Origin of the sequence: Pseudoalteromonas sp. HF66 (assembly GCF_011806445.1) — a bacterium.
GTDB lineage: Bacteria > Pseudomonadota > Gammaproteobacteria > Enterobacterales > Alteromonadaceae > Pseudoalteromonas > Pseudoalteromonas apostichopi.
The window spans coordinates 204,043-221,091 of record NZ_JAATOU010000003.1 but is presented as its reverse complement, the minus strand read 5'-3'; the positions used below and the strand labels follow the sequence as shown (position 1 = coordinate 221,091).

Annotated in this window: 10 protein-coding genes; 2 read left to right on the top strand and 8 right to left on the bottom strand. The window is 40.2% G+C overall.

All coding sequences use genetic code 11. The features are described 5' to 3' along the window. Positions 1-39: 39 nt before the first annotated feature. From HCZ11_RS05275 to HCZ11_RS05265, 3 genes are all read right to left on the bottom strand, one after another. Positions 40-1,890: a glycoside hydrolase family 13 protein gene (locus tag HCZ11_RS05275; RefSeq protein ID WP_167657844.1), complete on the bottom strand. Its 1,851-nt coding sequence runs from the start codon at positions 1,888-1,890 to the stop codon at positions 40-42. A gap of 2 nt (positions 1,891-1,892) precedes the next feature. Then, positions 1,893-3,389, bottom strand: coding sequence for a tryptophan halogenase family protein (locus HCZ11_RS05270; protein WP_167657843.1), 1,497 nt, complete (start codon positions 3,387-3,389; stop codon positions 1,893-1,895). A gap of 105 nt (positions 3,390-3,494) precedes the next feature. Beyond that, on the bottom strand, positions 3,495-6,284 hold the full coding sequence (locus HCZ11_RS05265; protein WP_130051338.1) for a TonB-dependent receptor: 2,790 nt from the start codon (positions 6,282-6,284) through the stop codon (positions 3,495-3,497). 683 nt (positions 6,285-6,967) lie between these two features. Here HCZ11_RS05265 and HCZ11_RS05260 point away from each other — a divergent pair. Next, positions 6,968-8,593 (top strand): alpha-glucosidase family protein, encoded by a 1,626-nt coding sequence (locus HCZ11_RS05260; RefSeq protein ID WP_167657842.1) that lies wholly within the window; start codon positions 6,968-6,970, stop codon positions 8,591-8,593. Positions 8,594-8,652: 59 nt separating this feature from the next. On the opposite strand, the gene HCZ11_RS05255 is transcribed toward HCZ11_RS05260, so the two are convergent. Then, positions 8,653-9,201: a TIGR00645 family protein gene (locus HCZ11_RS05255; RefSeq protein ID WP_130051336.1), complete on the bottom strand. Its 549-nt coding sequence runs from the start codon at positions 9,199-9,201 to the stop codon at positions 8,653-8,655. 240 nt (positions 9,202-9,441) lie between these two features. Between HCZ11_RS05255 and HCZ11_RS05250 the strand changes: the two genes are divergently transcribed. Continuing rightward, complete coding sequence (locus tag HCZ11_RS05250; protein WP_054551458.1) at positions 9,442-9,684, top strand: hypothetical protein; 243 nt, start codon at positions 9,442-9,444, stop codon at positions 9,682-9,684. A 66-nt stretch (positions 9,685-9,750) separates the two neighbouring features. Here HCZ11_RS05250 and HCZ11_RS05245 read toward each other — a convergent pair whose 3' ends face one another. The 4 genes from HCZ11_RS05245 to HCZ11_RS05230 all read right to left on the bottom strand — a co-directional run bounded on the left by HCZ11_RS05245 (position 9,751) and on the right by HCZ11_RS05230 (position 16,949). Further along, complete coding sequence (locus HCZ11_RS05245) at positions 9,751-9,936, bottom strand: YrhK family protein (protein WP_130051335.1); 186 nt, start codon at positions 9,934-9,936, stop codon at positions 9,751-9,753. Between the two features lie 9 nt (positions 9,937-9,945). Further along, positions 9,946-10,401, bottom strand: a complete 456-nt coding sequence (locus HCZ11_RS05240) for a carboxymuconolactone decarboxylase family protein (protein ID WP_130051334.1) — start codon at positions 10,399-10,401, stop codon at positions 9,946-9,948. Between the two features lie 147 nt (positions 10,402-10,548). Continuing rightward, on the bottom strand, positions 10,549-13,206 hold the full coding sequence (gene topA, locus HCZ11_RS05235) for a type I DNA topoisomerase (protein ID WP_130051333.1): 2,658 nt from the start codon (positions 13,204-13,206) through the stop codon (positions 10,549-10,551). Positions 13,207-13,514: 308 nt separating this feature from the next. Beyond that, entirely contained in the window at positions 13,515-16,949 is a 3,435-nt protein-coding gene (locus HCZ11_RS05230; RefSeq protein WP_167657841.1) for a hypothetical protein, read from the bottom strand. Between the last annotated feature and the right edge of the window lie 100 nt (positions 16,950-17,049).

Sequence of the window (17,049 nt, the reverse complement as noted above, 5' to 3'; positions counted from 1 at the left end):
GGACAGTAAATGCATACGTATTCAGCCTATTAGTTGCAATTATTCAAGCTCGATTAAGCGTGCTTGCATAGCTTTTAAGCGGATTGGCGCTGCAAGTTCAACGCGTTTTTTGCTGATTAAATCTCGTCCTTTATTATTGCCTTTCAGCACTTCTTGCATGTAGCTTAAATCCCAATCAATAGCTTGTTGGTTTTTGTTAAGAACGACCAATACAGTTTGGCCATTATGCTCTCTCACATAGCTGTAAACGCCTTGCTTTGGTGAAAAATGCATTAAACGACCTTCACTTAGCGCTGGTTTTTCTTGGCGCAGCTTAAGCAGTTTTTTAATGGTACTTAACATCTCTTGCTGATCAGTTGAAAGGCCTTTGCCTGTGAATGCATTTGTTTTTTGACCCGTAAACCCACCAGGGAAGTCAATGCGAATATCACCGTGGTCATTACTTGGCGTGTTATCAAGCAAAAGCTCTGTACCGTAATAGATTTGTGGAATACCGCGAGTTGTTAACAGCAGCGTCATGGCTAATTTAGTTTTTGCGAGGTCTTGACCAAGCTCAGTGTAAACACGGCTCATGTCATGGTTATCAGCAAACACTAAAATGTTATCTGTATCAGCATATAAAAAGTCATTCGCCAGCGATTGATATACTTTTATCCAACCTGTATTCCAGCTTTCTTCTTCGTTAAGTGCTTGGATTAATGCTTCTTGTAATGAAAAGTCCATCACACTTGGTAAATCAGAGGTATATCCATCTTGATTGACTTTGCCGCGCTGCCAATAAGATGCAATTGCCGGGTTGGTTGTCCACTCTTCGCCAACAATATTAAAGTTTGGATACTCGGTCATAATCGCTTTAGTCCAATCGGCTAAAAACGCTTTATCTGAGTATGAATAGGTATCAACACGAATGCCGCTTAAGTTGGCGTATTCAATCCACCAAATGGCATTTTGAATCAAATAAGTTGAGAGTAACGGCTGGCGCTGATTTAAATCAGGCATCGACTCAACAAACCACCCATCATTAAATTGACGTTTATCGTATTGGCTGGCATGAGGGTCTTGAATTGTTTGTCTGGCGTGGCTTGTGGCATTTTTACCGTTTTCAAACTTGCCATCAAAGTTAACCCAATCTACTGTTGGCATGTCAGTCATCCACTGATGCGATGAACCAAAGTGGTTAAGTACCATGTCCATCACTAAGCCGATACCATGCTCTTTCGCTTCTGCTGATAAGGTTTTATAAAGCGCATTACTGCCCATACGCGGATCAACCTTGTAGAAGTCAGTAATAGCATAACCATGATAAGAATAACTTGGCATGTCATTTTCAAGCACAGGTGTTAACCAAAGTTGCGTTACACCTAAGTCCTCAAGATAATCTAAGCTATTAATAACACCTTGAATATCACCGCCATGACGACCTCCTTTGAAGCTCGGATTTGCAGCCTCCTGCATACCTGCAACGCTGTCGTTACTTGGGTCTCCATTTACAAAGCGATCAGGATTGATTAAATACAGCGTATCTTTGTTTGTAAAGCCATCGCGGTTGGCACTTTGCTTATCTCGAGCATTTAATGGGTAAGTAAACGTTGTGCCATCTTCAGCTTTAAAAGTCAGTTTTCCCGGCTTTGTATTATCGCTGATGTTTAAATCTAAAAAAGCGTAGTTAGGGTTATTTGTTGTTGTCACCCCTTTAAACTCAACGCCCTTGTAAGGCATCATTTGCCACGCTTTGTTAGCAATATTGTTATCGTAAAGCATTACTTGCAAAGAATCGTTTTGCATTCCAACCCACCAATTTTCTGGTGAAGCGGTAAGTGCAAAACTCGCTGTCGAGTTAAAAATAGTAAATGCGGTCGTTAACGCTAAAAATGTCTGTGTTTTTTTCATAATTAATTTTGTACTTTTTCTAAAAATTGACTGTGACTCGGTAGCTGCTCTACGGTGTTATTAATCAACGTTTTTAAATTACTAAATAACTCATTTAACTGCTCATCAGATAAGGCATCAGTTAATGGATGATGATCGTCTGCAATAAGACCTTGCCCTATCATGACTTGCTGCCAAGCAACTTCAGCAAATAGCTCTTCGTCTTCTCTTACGAGCTTGCCGCTGGATTTAAATAGCTCAATTTTATTTTTGAGGCTGCTTGGAATATCCATGCCTTTACAAAAACGCCAAAATGCAGTGTCATCACGTTCAGTTAGCTTGTAATGAAGGATAATAAAGTCACGAATTCGCTCAAATTCTGTTTTACTTTGTTTATTAAATTCATCAACTAAGCTTTGCTTAATACCTTGATGAGGAAAAAACTTAATTAAACGAATGGCTGCACTTTGAATTAAATGAATACTGGTCGATTCTAAAGGCTCTAAAAAACCACTCGATAAGCCAACCGATACCACATTTTTATGCCACTGCTTTAAACGACGCCCTGTTTTAAATTTAATAATACGTGGCTCTGTCAATGGCTTAGCTGGTAAGTTGTCCAGAAGCTGTTGTTTAGCTGATTCATCAGATAAGAAACGAGACGAATATACAAGGCCGTTTCCTACACGATGCTGTAATGGAATTTGCCATTGCCAACCAGAGTCTTTCGCAATTGACCGTGTATAAGGAATTGCATCCGTAGCGGATTCACTTTGCACTGCAACAGCACTATCACAAGGTAGCCAATGTGACCAATCTTCAAAACCTGTATTGAGTGTTTGTTCTATCAATAAGGCACGCAGGCCTGTGCAATCAATAAATAAGTCGCCATCTATTTGCTTGCCATTTTGCATCAGCAAAGAAGAAATATATCCGCTTTGATGGCATTGATTAATCGATTCAATTTTGCCTTCGATACGTTTTACGCCCCGTGATTGCGCTAATTCTTTTAAGAACTCGCCATATCGTGTGGCATCAAAGTGATAAGCATAATGTAAGCCTGCTAATTGGGTATTAGGAATATGACTAAGGTGGGAAAATTTATGTGCTTTTGCAGCTTGGTAATTAAGTGAGAAATCCCAAAAATCAGGCGCGTTTTGTGTTTGATTTGCTTTTAGCCAAAAATGATAAAACTCACAAAACGGAAAGTCTTTACCTATCTCACCAAAGGCATGCATATAGCTATGGCCTTGGCTGCGCCAATTTTCAAACTCGATACCTAGTTTAATCGTTGCGCCAGTGGCCTTTATAAATTCTTTTTCAGAAATGCCAAGCGCACCATTTAGATGCAAGATAGGTGGAATGCTCGCTTCGCCTACACCAACAGTGCCAATTTCTGCTGATTCAATAAGCGTGATATCAAGCACTTTCCCAAGCACTTTATTAAGTAACGCAGCGGTTATCCAACCAGCGGTACCACCACCGGCAATCACTACCTTTGTAATTTTTTTTGATTCCATAGTACACCTAACGCCAAATTCAATTCATTGAGTGTAGCTCACTGATAAAAAAAAGCCCTTGTAAAACAAATCACAAGGGCAATTTTCTATCGCTGTTTTAGCTAATTACAGCTTATAGCTGAAGCCTAACAGGAATGTACGACCGTAGTCTTGGTAATCACGTACTTGAAGTGAGTTATCACCTTGTAGTGATGTAAACGGCTCTTCAGTGATGTTCTGTACTTGGAAAGTGACAGATAAACCATCAAGGCTCTCTACACCACCTTCGCTGAAGTCATAACCAATTTGAGCATCCCAAATTGTTTCGCCTTTAATATCAACTTGTGTAGTAGCAAAACCTAAACCGTATACGTCACCTTTAAAGTCGCTACGCTTACGCATGCTGGTACGCGCTTGGAAACCATTACGCTCAAAGTAAACTGTTAAGCTATCGATTTGATCAGATAGGCCAGGTAGCTCATAGTCGTTACCATTTTGGTCAGTTAAGTCTTGCTCAACACCTGTATGGCTTGCGATTAGGCCAAAACCGTCTAAAGATTCGCTGAACATTGTGAACGGTAGTGTTAATGAAAGCTCATAACCCCAAAGGTCACCAGAACCACCATTTACTTTACCAGAACCAGTACCAGTTGAAGTCGCAGGGATTTCACCAGTAGACGGGTCAGCTACACCACTCATATCAATTTCATAAGTACCATCGAAAATCCACTGAGTGATATCTTTGTAGAATACAGCTGCAGCGAAATAACCTTCTTCATGGAAGTAATTTTCGTAGCTTAAATCAAAACCAGTTGCTTCTTTAGGCTCAAGCTCTGGGTTACCACCAGATACACTCCAGTAGTTACCGTTTTCATCTGGTTGTTGATTATAAGATGCATTAACTGATGAGTTCATTTCGTCTAAGCGAGCACGAGAAATCGTTTTCGCTGCGCCGAAGCGTACAGTTTGCTCTTCATCAATTGCAAACGATAAATTGATGCTTGGTAAGAAGTGGCTGTAGTCATGGCTTACATCGGTCTCTGATACAACAACTAAACCATCAACAGTGTTTGCAGCAAAACCCTGTGAAGACTGTTCAGTTTTCACATAACGAACACCAATATTACCTGTTACAGGGATTGAACCCAGCTCAGCATTGATATCAGCTTGAGCAAAGAATGCTGTTACTTCTTCTTGTACAGTCCAAGATTGTGTTTTGTGCTTTGAATCAGTAAGGCTTTCTTGAAGAAGGTTATAATAACCATCATTTACTAAACCATTGGTATCATAAGCAACCATGTTACCCATGCCGATGAAATCAAGACTCGCTGTACCTAAGCGGTATTGCTCCGGGATTGATACCATGCCAGGGTTCGATAAAGAGAAGTCTTTTAATGTCATGAAGTAACCTTCCGACAACTTACTCTTTTCACGGTCACGGTATGACATACCAAATGACACTCGGCTGATGTAAGCATTATCAAGTACTTTGCTTGCAGCAAGTTTTAATGTGCTTAGTTCATCATTAATTTCTGGCGCATTAATAAAGCCATCTTGCGCTGTATTTTGATACTCAGTACCTGTTAAACCATACTTGTCATTAAGTGCAGCACTTGCACCCCAAGATAATGGGCCACCAAGTTGAATTAAGTCGTAGTCACTGTAATCAAGGTTGTGGCTGAATTGTGCGCCAGTGTTACCACCGTCAAACTCATAGCCGATTGTATCAGCAACACCATTCGCGTCACCACGACCTGTACCTGAGTAGCTTTCGATACTCCAAATTTGACGTTCAACTTCAGAACGGCTTACGTCAAATTCTACTGACCAATCATCGCTAATGTCATATTTTGCATTAAAACCAAACTGAGTGAGCTCAGCATTACGCTCTTCGTAGTCATTACGAACAACAACACGTTGGCCTTCTGTTACTGCACTAGTAATGAAACCAGTGTCAGCGTCAACAACTGCTGAACTTGGGTCGATTGAACCTTGGCCCCATGCGAATGGAACTTCTATACCACGTAGGATTTTTTCATCTGAGAAATCTACATATAAGGCATCAAATGTCATGTTTAAGCGATCAGTCGGCGCAGCTTCAATTACAAGCATTGCTGTATCACGTTCAAGAGTCGATGAACGTACAAATGGCTTAGCACCACCTAAAATTGAGTATGTATTGCCATCTTCACCCGTAAACTCAGGATAACCCCACGAGTTCCAACGTTTTTCTTGGTTTGGTGAGCTCATCGTGTTGTATGCAAATGCAACACCGATTGTGTCATCAGCAAATTGGTCAATGTATGAGAACGTACCGCGGAAACCTTGGTCGTCACCGTCTGGATTTAATTTATCAAAACCTGTTTGCTCATATTGACCGTTGAACATGATAACTTGTTCACCTTTACTTAAAGGTTTCACAGTTTGCATGTCGATTACACCAGCAATACCTTCAGCTTCAATACCTGCACTTGGTGTTTTGTATACCGTTACGCCACTCATAATTTCTGATGGATAAAGGTCAAATTCTACACCACGGTTGTCACCGATTGATACTTGCTCACGACCGTTGAATGTCGTTGCACTTTCGTTTTCACTGAAACCACGAACACTTACACGGCTAGCTCGACCGTCTAGGCGTTGTGCTGTTAAACCAGGAAGGCGTGCGATTGATTCTGCAATTGATGAATCAGGTAATTTACCGATATCTTCTGCAGAGATTGACTCAACAACTTCAGGAGTGAAGCGTTTAGTATTAATAGATTCTACAACACTGCCACGAAAACCTTTAACTTCGATAACTTCAACGTTATCGTTTTTCGCTTTTTGGTCTTCTTCTGCAGCATACGCTACAAAGCTATTTAAACCTGCGGCTGTTAAAGCCAGAGTTAATATACTTGGTTTGAACATAGACATGATGTTTTCCCATTACCCAAATTGTAATGCCAACGTGTTGCAGTTATTCATTAACATAATAGCTGAAATTCGCTGACTGATTTTGTTGTCGAATTGAATATTAACGCTCTGATTATTTTCTTAACAAATTTATGCATACGTATTCAGCGTAGCTCACCCCCACAAAAATTAACAACATTTTTACAAAACCAACCTTCAACCCACTGAATTTAAAGTATTTAATGATTTTTACGTCTTAGTTAATAGTAATGAAACATTTTTGCTATATTTAAGAACCTAATTTGGTCACAGAAATGGATACTAAGCCATTTATCTCGCTTAAATAGCGACATGACGCAATTATATTAGGAACAGACCTGCACCAATGATAATTGGTCTTACCAATTGTGATGGTGCACCATTCTGGTGTAATCCAGCTATTTTATGCACCAAGCTGGAGTTTTCATTTGTTGATAAGAGAAGGAATATCTAATTGGTAAGTTTTATTAATTGATATTCGAGTTGTTTACTTTTAAATCAAGTTAATGAATTTTACTGAGCACATAGATGAATTTGGCGTGCATACGTATGCAGAGTTTTTACAGTATCTCACCCTTCACGTATGCTTTTGACATTCCGGCAACATATTGCATTAACGGTTGCCTAACAGTTTACATACACTGAGTGTCACGATGGAGAAAAACATGGCTCAAAAGCAGTGGTATAAAGGTGCGGTTATTTATCAAGTTTACCCGCGCAGTTTCCAAGACACCAATGGCGATGGCATTGGTGATATCAAAGGTATCATTGATCGCATTGATTACATTAAAAGCCTAGGTGTTGATGCTATTTGGGTTTCACCTTTCTTTAAATCGCCAATGAAAGACTTTGGTTATGACATCAGTGACTACCGTGATATCGACCCATTGTTTGGTAACCTTGATGATTTTGATGAACTCATTGCACAAGCGCACCAACGTGATATTAAAATCATTATAGATCAGGTATTGAGCCATACCTCAGATCAACATCAATGGTTCCTTGATAGCCGTGAAGATAAAACTAACGACAAAGCAGATTGGTATGTATGGGCTGATGCAAAGCCGGACGGTACACAACCAAATAACTGGTTATCTATTTTTGGTGGCCCTGCATGGCAGTGGGAACCGCGTCGTGGTCAATATTACTTACATAACTTCTTTGCTGAGCAGCCAGATTTAAACTTCCATAATCCTGAAGTACGTAAAGCGGTATTAGACAATGTTGAGTTTTGGCTTAAGAAAGGTGTTGATGGTTTCCGCTTAGATGCCATTAACTTTTGCTATCACGATGCTCAATTACGGGATAACCCTGCTAAGCCACCAGAGAAGCGTCAAGGCCGTGGCTTTAGCGAAGACAACCCATATGCGTTCCAGTATCACTACTACAATAATACGCAACCTGAGAACCTGAGTTTTATGCAAGACATTCGTGCCCTATTAAACAAATACCCTGGCACAGTTGCATTAGGCGAAATCTCATCTGAAGATTCACTTGCAACCATGGCTGAGTACACATCAGGTGGTGACAAACTCCATATGGGTTATAGCTTTGAGCTGCTTACCAATGACTATAGCGCTGAGTATATTCGTACAACTGTAAGCACCCTAGAGCAGCGCATGACTGAAGGCTGGCCGTGCTGGGCTTTTAGCAATCACGACGTAGAACGCGTTGCTAGTCGCTGGAGTAAAGGCGATACGATTGAGCCACAACAATGTAAGATGCTAACAGCCCTACTAGCCTCTTTACGTGGCAGCGTATGTATGTACCAAGGTGAAGAGCTTGGCCTAGGTGAAGCTGAAGTCGCTTTTGAAGACCTACAAGACCCATATGGCATCACATTCTGGCCAAACTTTAAAGGCCGTGACGGTTGTCGTACACCGATGCCTTGGGATGCAACGGATGCAGAGCAAGCTGGCTTCTCATCAGTAAAACCTTGGTTACCTGTGGGCGATGCGCACAAATCAGTTGCGGTAAATACGCAAGATCAAGATAAAGATTCGATTTTGAATGCCTACCGTGAATTTATGGCATGGCGTAAAGACAAAAACGTTCTCTTAGAAGGCGATATTGAATTTATAGATACGCAAGAGCCTGTGCTTGCTTTTTATCGAACGCTTAACGACACTAAAATGCTTTGTGCATTTAACTTGGCTGCGCAAAGTAGTGAACTGACAATCTCTGACTCTGTGTCTTCACAGCATACTGAGATCTCTCATCACACAGCTGAATTAAACAATAATACAGTCACTCTGCCCGGGTTCGGTTGCTTTTACGCAACCCTGAATTAAGAATCAGTTGTTAAAAACCAAGCCCTGCTATTGCAGGGCTTTTTTATGGAAGATTGCTATCAATGGTTCATGGTTTTACTATTTATGTAATCCGTTAGCGCAAATAACACCCCCGACACCACAAAAGTAACATGAATTAACACCTTCCAGAGTAACTCATCTGTGGAATGATTGTTTGAGCTGATAAACACTTTTAAAAGCTCGACAGCCGATATAGCAACAATTGCACTGATCAATTTCATCTTAAGACCCGAGAAACCAACCTTACCCATCCAAACAGGTCGATCTTCGTGATTTTCTATATTTAACTTTGAAACAAAGTTTTCGTAACCACTGAAAATGATAATAAGCAAAAGCCCTGCTAGTAGCGCAGTGTCAACTAAAGTCAAAATGCCCACCAAAAGCTCTTGGTTTGACGCAGTGAAAGTATTTAAGGCCATACTGTATAAGTATTTAAAGAACTTTAGCAGCAGTAATACCACAGCGACTAATAAGCCAATAAAGAATGGCGCTAATAACCAACGCGAGCGAAAAATAAAACTCTCAACAACGTGTTCTAGCTTGCTTGGTACTTTCTTTATTTTTGAATGAGTCACTTGTTCAGACATAACTTAATTCACTTTTCTTTTTAAAATTAGCGCGATAATACGTGTATTAGCCTCACCATTGCTAGCCTTAGAGGTAAAAAGAGTGGTTATTTTTTGCTTATCTTTACGATAAAAAAATTTCGTTATCTTTTTTTGAAATTTAGTTTATAAATTCACTCAAGCAAAGTGAGATACACATTGCGCACCATTACTGTGCAATTGAGCCGGTAATAATTACTTTTGTTGATTAGGAATAATTAAATGAAAAAAGCATTGCTAGCACTAATTTTGGCACCTGTTTTAAGCGTGTCAGCAACGAATGCAATCGCTAATGAAGCACCAGAAGCATCAGCTGAAATGATCAAAGAATACACCGAAATGTGTTTAAACTGGGCAAAAGATGATGACATCAGCAACGAAGAATTAAAGCCATACGTATTAAAGTGTGTGAACGATGAGCTTGAAGCTGAAGGCTATAAAAAAGTAAAAGACGTACAAATCTAATTTTACGCCAGCTTAGAATATGGAAAACCGGAATGACACAAAGATGTGCGCTCCGGTTTTTTGTTATTAATGGCTGTAATAATCAGCGAATGCACTTAATAAAAATAATAACGAACCTATCATGAATAACACCACCCCCAATGTGGCATATTCTATAAATGCAGGTAAAAATAAGGTACTACCAAAGAAAAAGGCGCATGCTGATAATATATTTACCAACGCATTAACCCTAGGTGCGAGTGTAAACTTCATGATTATTCTCTACTCCGTTAACTCAGGGATAAAGTGAAACGCTTTAACGATACGGTTCCAACTATTAATCTCTAACACAATTGCCGTCAGTGCCACGACATCTTTTTCAGTAAATATTAAAGACACTTGGTTGTACACATTGTCTTCAACATGCTTATCAATGATATTTGTTAATGCTTCTGCCCAGGCTAATGCTGAAACTTCTTCCTCTGAGAACACTGGAACTTCACGCCAAGCAGCCAATACATCTAATCGTTGCTGATGCTCTCCATGGCGTCTTAACTCTGCTGAGTGCATATGCTGACAAAATCCACAGCCATTTATTTGCGACACTCTGAGTCTTACTAGATCTACAATCCTACTAGTTATTTTTGAATCTTCTGGTAGTGTGCTCAGTCCAGTTAAATGTTCAACAAGTCCTGGGTTAAGTGAATATACCTGCTGTTGGGATAAACGAGTTTGCATTATAAATCTCCTATCTTAATAATGGAGACAGGATAGCAACTGATTAAAAGCAGAGATTGGTAAAAAACGACATTAGCAAATGTCATAAAAGAACAAAAAAAAGGATTGCAACAGCAATCCCTTTTTATGATCTAAATAGATGTAAACTTACTTTTTAGTCGCCGCTTTTTTCTTAGGCGCTTTCTTTTTACTCTCTTCTACCCATTTTCCATTTTGGTAGTGAGCAGTCCAGCCTGTGGCTTTGCCATCTACTTCACTCATTACATACTGCTCTTTATTTTTACGGCTGTAACGTACAATTGAAGGATTGCCATCAGGGTCTTGTGCCGGCGCATCGGCAAGATAGTAAAACTTTTCAGAAATTCGGTCTCTGAAGCGTTTTAACTCTTCAACTTTAGGCGCACGCGTTTCACGTGATTTAGGGAAGGTATTTGCAGCTAAGAAAATACCCGATGCACCATCACGCAGTACAAAGTAAGCTTCTGATTTTTCACACTCTAGCTCTGGTAAATGAACCGGATCTTCCTTCGGCGGTGCAGCTTCACCATTTTTAAGTAATTTACGAGTATTTTTACACTCTTCATTACTACAGCCAAAGTACTTACCAAAACGACCTGATTTTAACTGCATATCTGAACCACATTTATCACATTCGATAATGGGGCCGTCGTAACCTTTAATTTTAAAGGTACCTTGCTCAACGATATATCCTTTACACGCAGGGTTGTTACCACATACATGTAATTTGCGTGTTTCATCGATTAAGTATGAATCCATTGCCGTTTCACAGATTGGACAACGCTTCATTTGCATCAGTGATTCTGTTTCGACGTCTTCAACATCTGCAGCAATTGCTTCATCGCCTGGTACCAAGTTCATAGTTGTTGTGCAACGCTCTTTTGGTGGCAGGTTGTAACCCGTACAGCCTAAGAACACACCGGTTGATGCAGTTCGGATACCCATCTTGCGACCACAGGTTGGACAATCGATATCGGTTTCAACCATTTGATTTTGGCGCATACCGCCGTGCTCTTCATCACCTGAGGCAACTTCAAGCTGGGTTGAAAAATCCGCATAAAACTTATCTAGTACTTGTGTCCAGACACGTTCACCTTCTGCGATATCATCCAGACGACCTTCCATCTTAGCGGTAAAATCAAAGTTCATTAGATCTTCGAAGTTTTCAACTAACCGGTCCGTAACAATCTCACCCATTTTTTCAGCGAAGAAACGACGGTTCTCAACACGCACATAACCACGGTCTTGAATTGTTGAGATGATAGATGCATACGTAGAAGGACGACCGATACCACGCTTTTCTAATTCTTTAACTAAGCTTGCTTCACTAAAGCGTGCTGGTGGCTTTGTAAAATGTTGTTTAGGGTCTAACTCTACAAGCGTGAGTACATCACCTTCTTTAACTGCAGGCAGTGACTGATCTTCTTCGTTTTTCTTACGAACAGCTGGCTGAACTTTTGTCCAACCGTCAAAGCGAAGCACACGGCCTTTTGCTTTTAATTGATAATCACCCGCGCCAACCGTTAAAGTTGTTAAATCGTATTCTGCAGGGACCATTTGGCAAGCAACAAACTGACGCCAAATTAGTTCATATAACTTTTTAGCATCGGCCTCAACACCATCTAAATGACCAGATAACACAGTGACACTTGAAGGACGAATCGCTTCGTGCGCCTCTTGTGCATTGCCTTTAGAACTGTAGCTGATAGGTGCTTTAGGTAAATACTTTTCACCAAATTGCTCAGTCACGTAATCACGACACATTTCAACGGCATCTTTCGATAAGTTAGTTGAGTCGGTACGCATGTAAGTAATATGGCCAGCTTCATACAAGCGTTGAGCCAACATCATCGTCTTCTTAACACCATAACCTAGGCGCGTACTTGCTGCCTGTTGCATGGTTGAAGTAATAAATGGTGCACTCGGTTTACTCTTGCTTGGCTTTTCTTCAACACTAATGACCTTGTAGTCAGCTTTTTCAAGTTGACTAACGGCAGACATCGCCTGCTCTTCATTAACTGGCTTAAAAGGCTTGTCAGCGTGTTTGGTAACTTCTAACCTTAAAGCTGCTTCAGTATTTTTTACATCAGCGTGGACATCCCAAAACTCTTCAGGAATGAATGCTTTAATCTCACGTTCGCGTTCAACGAGTAGACGCACCGCGACAGATTGAACACGACCTGCTGATAAGCCACGAGCAACTTTTGCCCATAATAGCGGCGACACCATAAAACCTACAACACGGTCAAGGAAACGACGTGCTTGCTGCGCATACACCATATCAGTGTTTAGTTCGCCCGGTGTTTCGAATGCCTGTTGAATAGCATTTTTCGTAATTTCGTTAAAAACAACTCGCTTATATTTTTCAGGCTCGCCACCAATAATCTGTTCGAGGTGCCATGCAATGGCTTCCCCTTCTCTATCCAAATCGGTTGCGAGATAGATTTTATCTGCATTTTCAGCAAGTTTTTTTAATTCTTGAACAACTTTCTCTTTGCCGGGTAAGACTTCGTAATGTGGCTCCCAGCCTTTTTCAGGATCAATACCCATGCGGGCAACAAGATTTTTATAATCGCGTTGCTTTTTGTAGGCAGCTTTTTCTTCTGGTGACATTTTTCGAACTTCAGCAGGCGTTTTCGTCGCTGCAGTTTTCGTTTTGCCTGAACCTGAAGTTGGTAGATCACGTACATGCCCAACACTGGACTTTACGATGAAATCGTTACCTAAGTATTTATTAATTGTTTTTGCCTTTGCTGGAGACTCTACAATTACAAGTGATTTGCCCATAGCTGCCTATTTCTGACCGAATATTTTAAAAGTTTTTTGCCCTTATAAATGTATATCCATCACATTAAACAAATAAGTATGATTTTTTAACATTGGAGCACGAATATTTATAGGTATATCTACAAACACCAATTGTTACAAGCTTTTAATCGAAACTTTTCTTCATTGACTGAATAATTAAACAATTTTTGTTGCTAATTTAGTCAATGTGGCGTTTTGCGGTAATTTCAAGGGGAATATATAGAACAGCAACAAAAATGCCAACCTTCTGGTTGGCATTTTTTTAAATTTAAACAAATAACTACTTATTAGCCATCATCAGTAATTGCAATTCGAGCAGTTGAAATGTTGCCTTTTCCAGTTGTAAATTCAACAGTTAAAAAGCCTTCAGTTTTATCATTTCCTTCTGACTCTCGACTTATTGATAAAACTTCTCCAAACGCTGCTGTCGCAGCTGAATTTCGAAGCTCAAAGCCATCAGTGCCGCTGTATTCTCCATTATCTGCAGTTACTGAAACACTGGTCCCTGCAGGCATTGGATTATTAAAAATATCAGAGTAATAAACTGCAAAAGTTAATGCGGCTAATTGATTACCTGAATCTGCAGTAGTTATGTTAATCGAACCAACATCACAGTAATCTGTATTATCTGTTGGCTCTAAACTTAGAATAATTGCCCCAGATTGTGTATCAGCTTGGCGGTAAATGTTATTACATTCTTCGATATCTTGCGCTAGTTGCATTGCATTATCTGTGAAAACTGTAGGATCATCTTCAGTTGTTTCAGCAAGAGCATCTGCAAATCGGCTACGCAGCTCATTTTTTGTAACTACAAATCGACTGTACGCAGTACTACCAGACATAATAATTTCAAAAGAATCTCGAATATCAACTAATTCTTTAGTACATAGGCTTTCAAAAGTATCACCATCTGTTGGCGTTGTTGCCTCTGACTTACATACTAAACCATTATATTTTCCATCCGCTAGTGTATGCATGCCATTAAGGTCAATATCCCAGCTTTCTTCGAAGTGTCCGGCATTCGTATTTTCTGGACTACACGGATCATCAGTAGCACCTTCTTGACAATTTTCAGCAGCCTTTGTCACTGATGCAGTAACTGGGTCGTAAATTGCTGCTAAACCATCATAAAAACCATTTTCATTATGATCGATAAATGCTTCTGTCAGGTCATAGCCACTGTAATATTCGTTGGTGTCAAAACGGCCGTTACCATTAATGTCGATGAATGACTCTTGACCTTTTGCAGTTACAAGAACTGTGGCACGGCCACCTAATGGCACACCATCCTCATCAAACGCCGCATTTAAAATACCTGCCATACAAGGCGCTGCGGCTCCAAAGTAAAGGTCACAGTTAATTGCATCAGTTTTTGGATTAATGCTGTTGATTCTGTTACCCCATTTAGCTTCTGTAAATGGTTTTGGATTTTGTGAACGCCACTGGGCAACACATTGTCCATCAACTGTATTACACTCAAGCTGAGGGTTAAACTCTGTGCCATCAATTGTTCCTATAGCTCCGCCTTCTGTTGTTAAATATACAGATGTGCCATCAGGTACAGGATTATTAAAATGATCTGCAAGATAAACGTTAATTTCCTCAAGATCACCGTTATAATTTAATGCTTCGACATTAAAGTTTGTTGGGGCAGCCGTAAAACTATTACCATCAGGTAAACCTGAACTAATTGAAACAAGATCAGATACGGTTGTTACTTGCTCATCTAATGAAACTAAAGAAAGCTGACCTGTTGGACATGAAACATTGTTATCTCGCTCAGATTCATCAAGAAGGCATTCGTCATAAAGCTCTTTCCAACAAGTTACATTATCGTTTTGGTTTTCAGGAATCAGTTCATCTGGTATGTAGCACGCTTGTACGCGAACAGCTTGAGGTACAAAGCCTGAATTAACTTGAATTCTTGCTAAGCCCTCTGAATCTGTAGAGACACTTGCATGCGAATAACCTGTCGCATCAGTTACTTCAGAAAGTGAAATGCCACCATTAGTCGAGCTCAAACGAAAATCTAATCGCTTTTGTTTTGCCGTATTACCAATTTCGTCAGTTAACTTAAATGTAAGTTGACTAATTTCTTTGCGAGATACACCACCAGTCCCTTTTAGTGCAATTACATTCTCGGTAGCTTCAACAAACTCAATCGAACTTACAGCTGCGGCCGATACTGGCACATTCACTGAAACAACTTTTGGTGTTCCCCCGGTAAGGACTGTTGCTGTGACCGTATCACCTTGTGTTGTGTTACAGCCGTTACTTCTATATGTTGCAGTTGCAATACCGCTAATACTCGTTGCGGTGTCATCCATAACAGCGAGGTCAGATTCAACGCAACCAGATGTAAACTCAACATCTAATGGCGTTACAAACAGCTCACCGTCAGCATCATAAATACTAACTGTAATAACCGTTGTTGCACCCGCTGCAAGTGGCACAAATTCGTCATCAATTACATTACCGGCGTCATCTACCTTGTTATATAAGCCATTTGAAATTTCTACACTTAACTCAGCAGTTGCAATTTCGAATGCTTTCGATGCAGTCACCGATTTAGCAGTTACAGATACTTCACCTGCACCACTATTTGCGCCAGGTTGTAGTTTTAAAATTGCAAAACCAAAGTTGTCAGTAAGCGCTTTTCCTGATTCTGGTAATAAAGCGCCAAGATCAGTCGAAAGCTCAGCGATAATACCGTCGATACCATCACCCGAACTTGTATCAGTCACTTTTACCATAACGTCGATGAGTTCGTCAGATGAAAACTGATTTACGACGCTACACCCTGAAGCTAGGTAAGTTGTTTCAAGTGATGTTGTATTACGATTAGCCTCCCAGTTAGTTGCGCACCCTTGTAACAGCTTGATATCAAGTTCCGCTTCGGCACTTTCAACAGGGGCATCATCACCATTTGAAATAAAGCCTGCAATTTTAGTGATTGTGTTACCGCTTTCATCCGTGTATGTAGCAACTACTTGACCAGCCCCTTTAGAATCACCACTACTTAACGTTACTGAAGCTTCACCATTTGCATTAGTTAATGCAGTGCCTAATACAGGAGTGATTTTGCCTGTATAATTTGTTGTAAAAGAAATTAGCTGCCCCTGTAAAGGCTGTTCTTCTTCTAATAAGGTTGCAGTAACTGTCCCTTTATTATCTTTGCTAACAGGGTTTTCAACTGTAAATGGCGAGCCTGTGCTGTCTAAAATTGACACATCAAGAGTAATACTGCCACTAACACTTGAGTCATCTGTTTCAGAGCCATCTGATGTAAAGCCAAAGGTATCACTGAATGTTTCATCACCAACAACATAAGTAGCAGTAATAATCCCTGCACCCGCAGTATCACCCGCAGTTAGTGTAATTGACGCGACACCACCAGCATTAGTCAGAGCAGTTCCAGAAACAGGATCAAGCAAGCCAATGTCACCATCTAAACTAAAGCTTATAACTTCACTTGAAACCGCATCACCATTACTGGTCAGAGAAGCTAATATAGTTAATGGTGTATCAGATGTTACTGAGCTCGATTCTTGATCTGTGTCCTTTACGAAACCTTGAACAGCAACGACAAAACTTGGGTTATCGGTTGTACCATCATCCCCACCACCAAGTGAACCACTATCATTCTCTAATGACCCACCGCCGCCACAGGCAACTAACAATGAGCTGAAAACTATAATACTTAGCCATCGCAATAAAGGCATTGACCTCTCCCTAGTTAGCTATTTTAAAATTATTTATATATTTACCTAATATTAACCTAAAAATTAAACGAAGATCATAATTTTTTTCCTTTAAAGGCAA

What these genes read in the sequence shown, in the direction of transcription:
- HCZ11_RS05250 (WP_054551458.1), top strand. Translation starts at nt 9,442, where the DNA reads ATGAAAAAAGCATTGCTAGCACTAATTTTGGCACCTGTTTTAAGCGTG.
- HCZ11_RS05240 (WP_130051334.1), bottom strand. Translation starts at nt 10,401, where the DNA reads ATGCAAACTCGTTTATCCCAACAGCAGGTATATTCACTTAACCCAGGA.
- HCZ11_RS05245 (WP_130051335.1), bottom strand. Translation starts at nt 9,936, where the DNA reads ATGAAGTTTACACTCGCACCTAGGGTTAATGCGTTGGTAAATATATTA.
- topA (WP_130051333.1), bottom strand. Translation starts at nt 13,206, where the DNA reads ATGGGCAAATCACTTGTAATTGTAGAGTCTCCAGCAAAGGCAAAAACA.
- HCZ11_RS05275 (WP_167657844.1), bottom strand. Translation starts at nt 1,890, where the DNA reads ATGAAAAAAACACAGACATTTTTAGCGTTAACGACCGCATTTACTATT.
- HCZ11_RS05260 (WP_167657842.1), top strand. Translation starts at nt 6,968, where the DNA reads ATGGCTCAAAAGCAGTGGTATAAAGGTGCGGTTATTTATCAAGTTTAC.
- HCZ11_RS05255 (WP_130051336.1), bottom strand. Translation starts at nt 9,201, where the DNA reads ATGTCTGAACAAGTGACTCATTCAAAAATAAAGAAAGTACCAAGCAAG.
- HCZ11_RS05230 (WP_167657841.1), bottom strand. Translation starts at nt 16,949, where the DNA reads ATGCCTTTATTGCGATGGCTAAGTATTATAGTTTTCAGCTCATTGTTA.
- HCZ11_RS05270 (WP_167657843.1), bottom strand. Translation starts at nt 3,389, where the DNA reads ATGGAATCAAAAAAAATTACAAAGGTAGTGATTGCCGGTGGTGGTACC.
- HCZ11_RS05265 (WP_130051338.1), bottom strand. Translation starts at nt 6,284, where the DNA reads ATGTCTATGTTCAAACCAAGTATATTAACTCTGGCTTTAACAGCCGCA.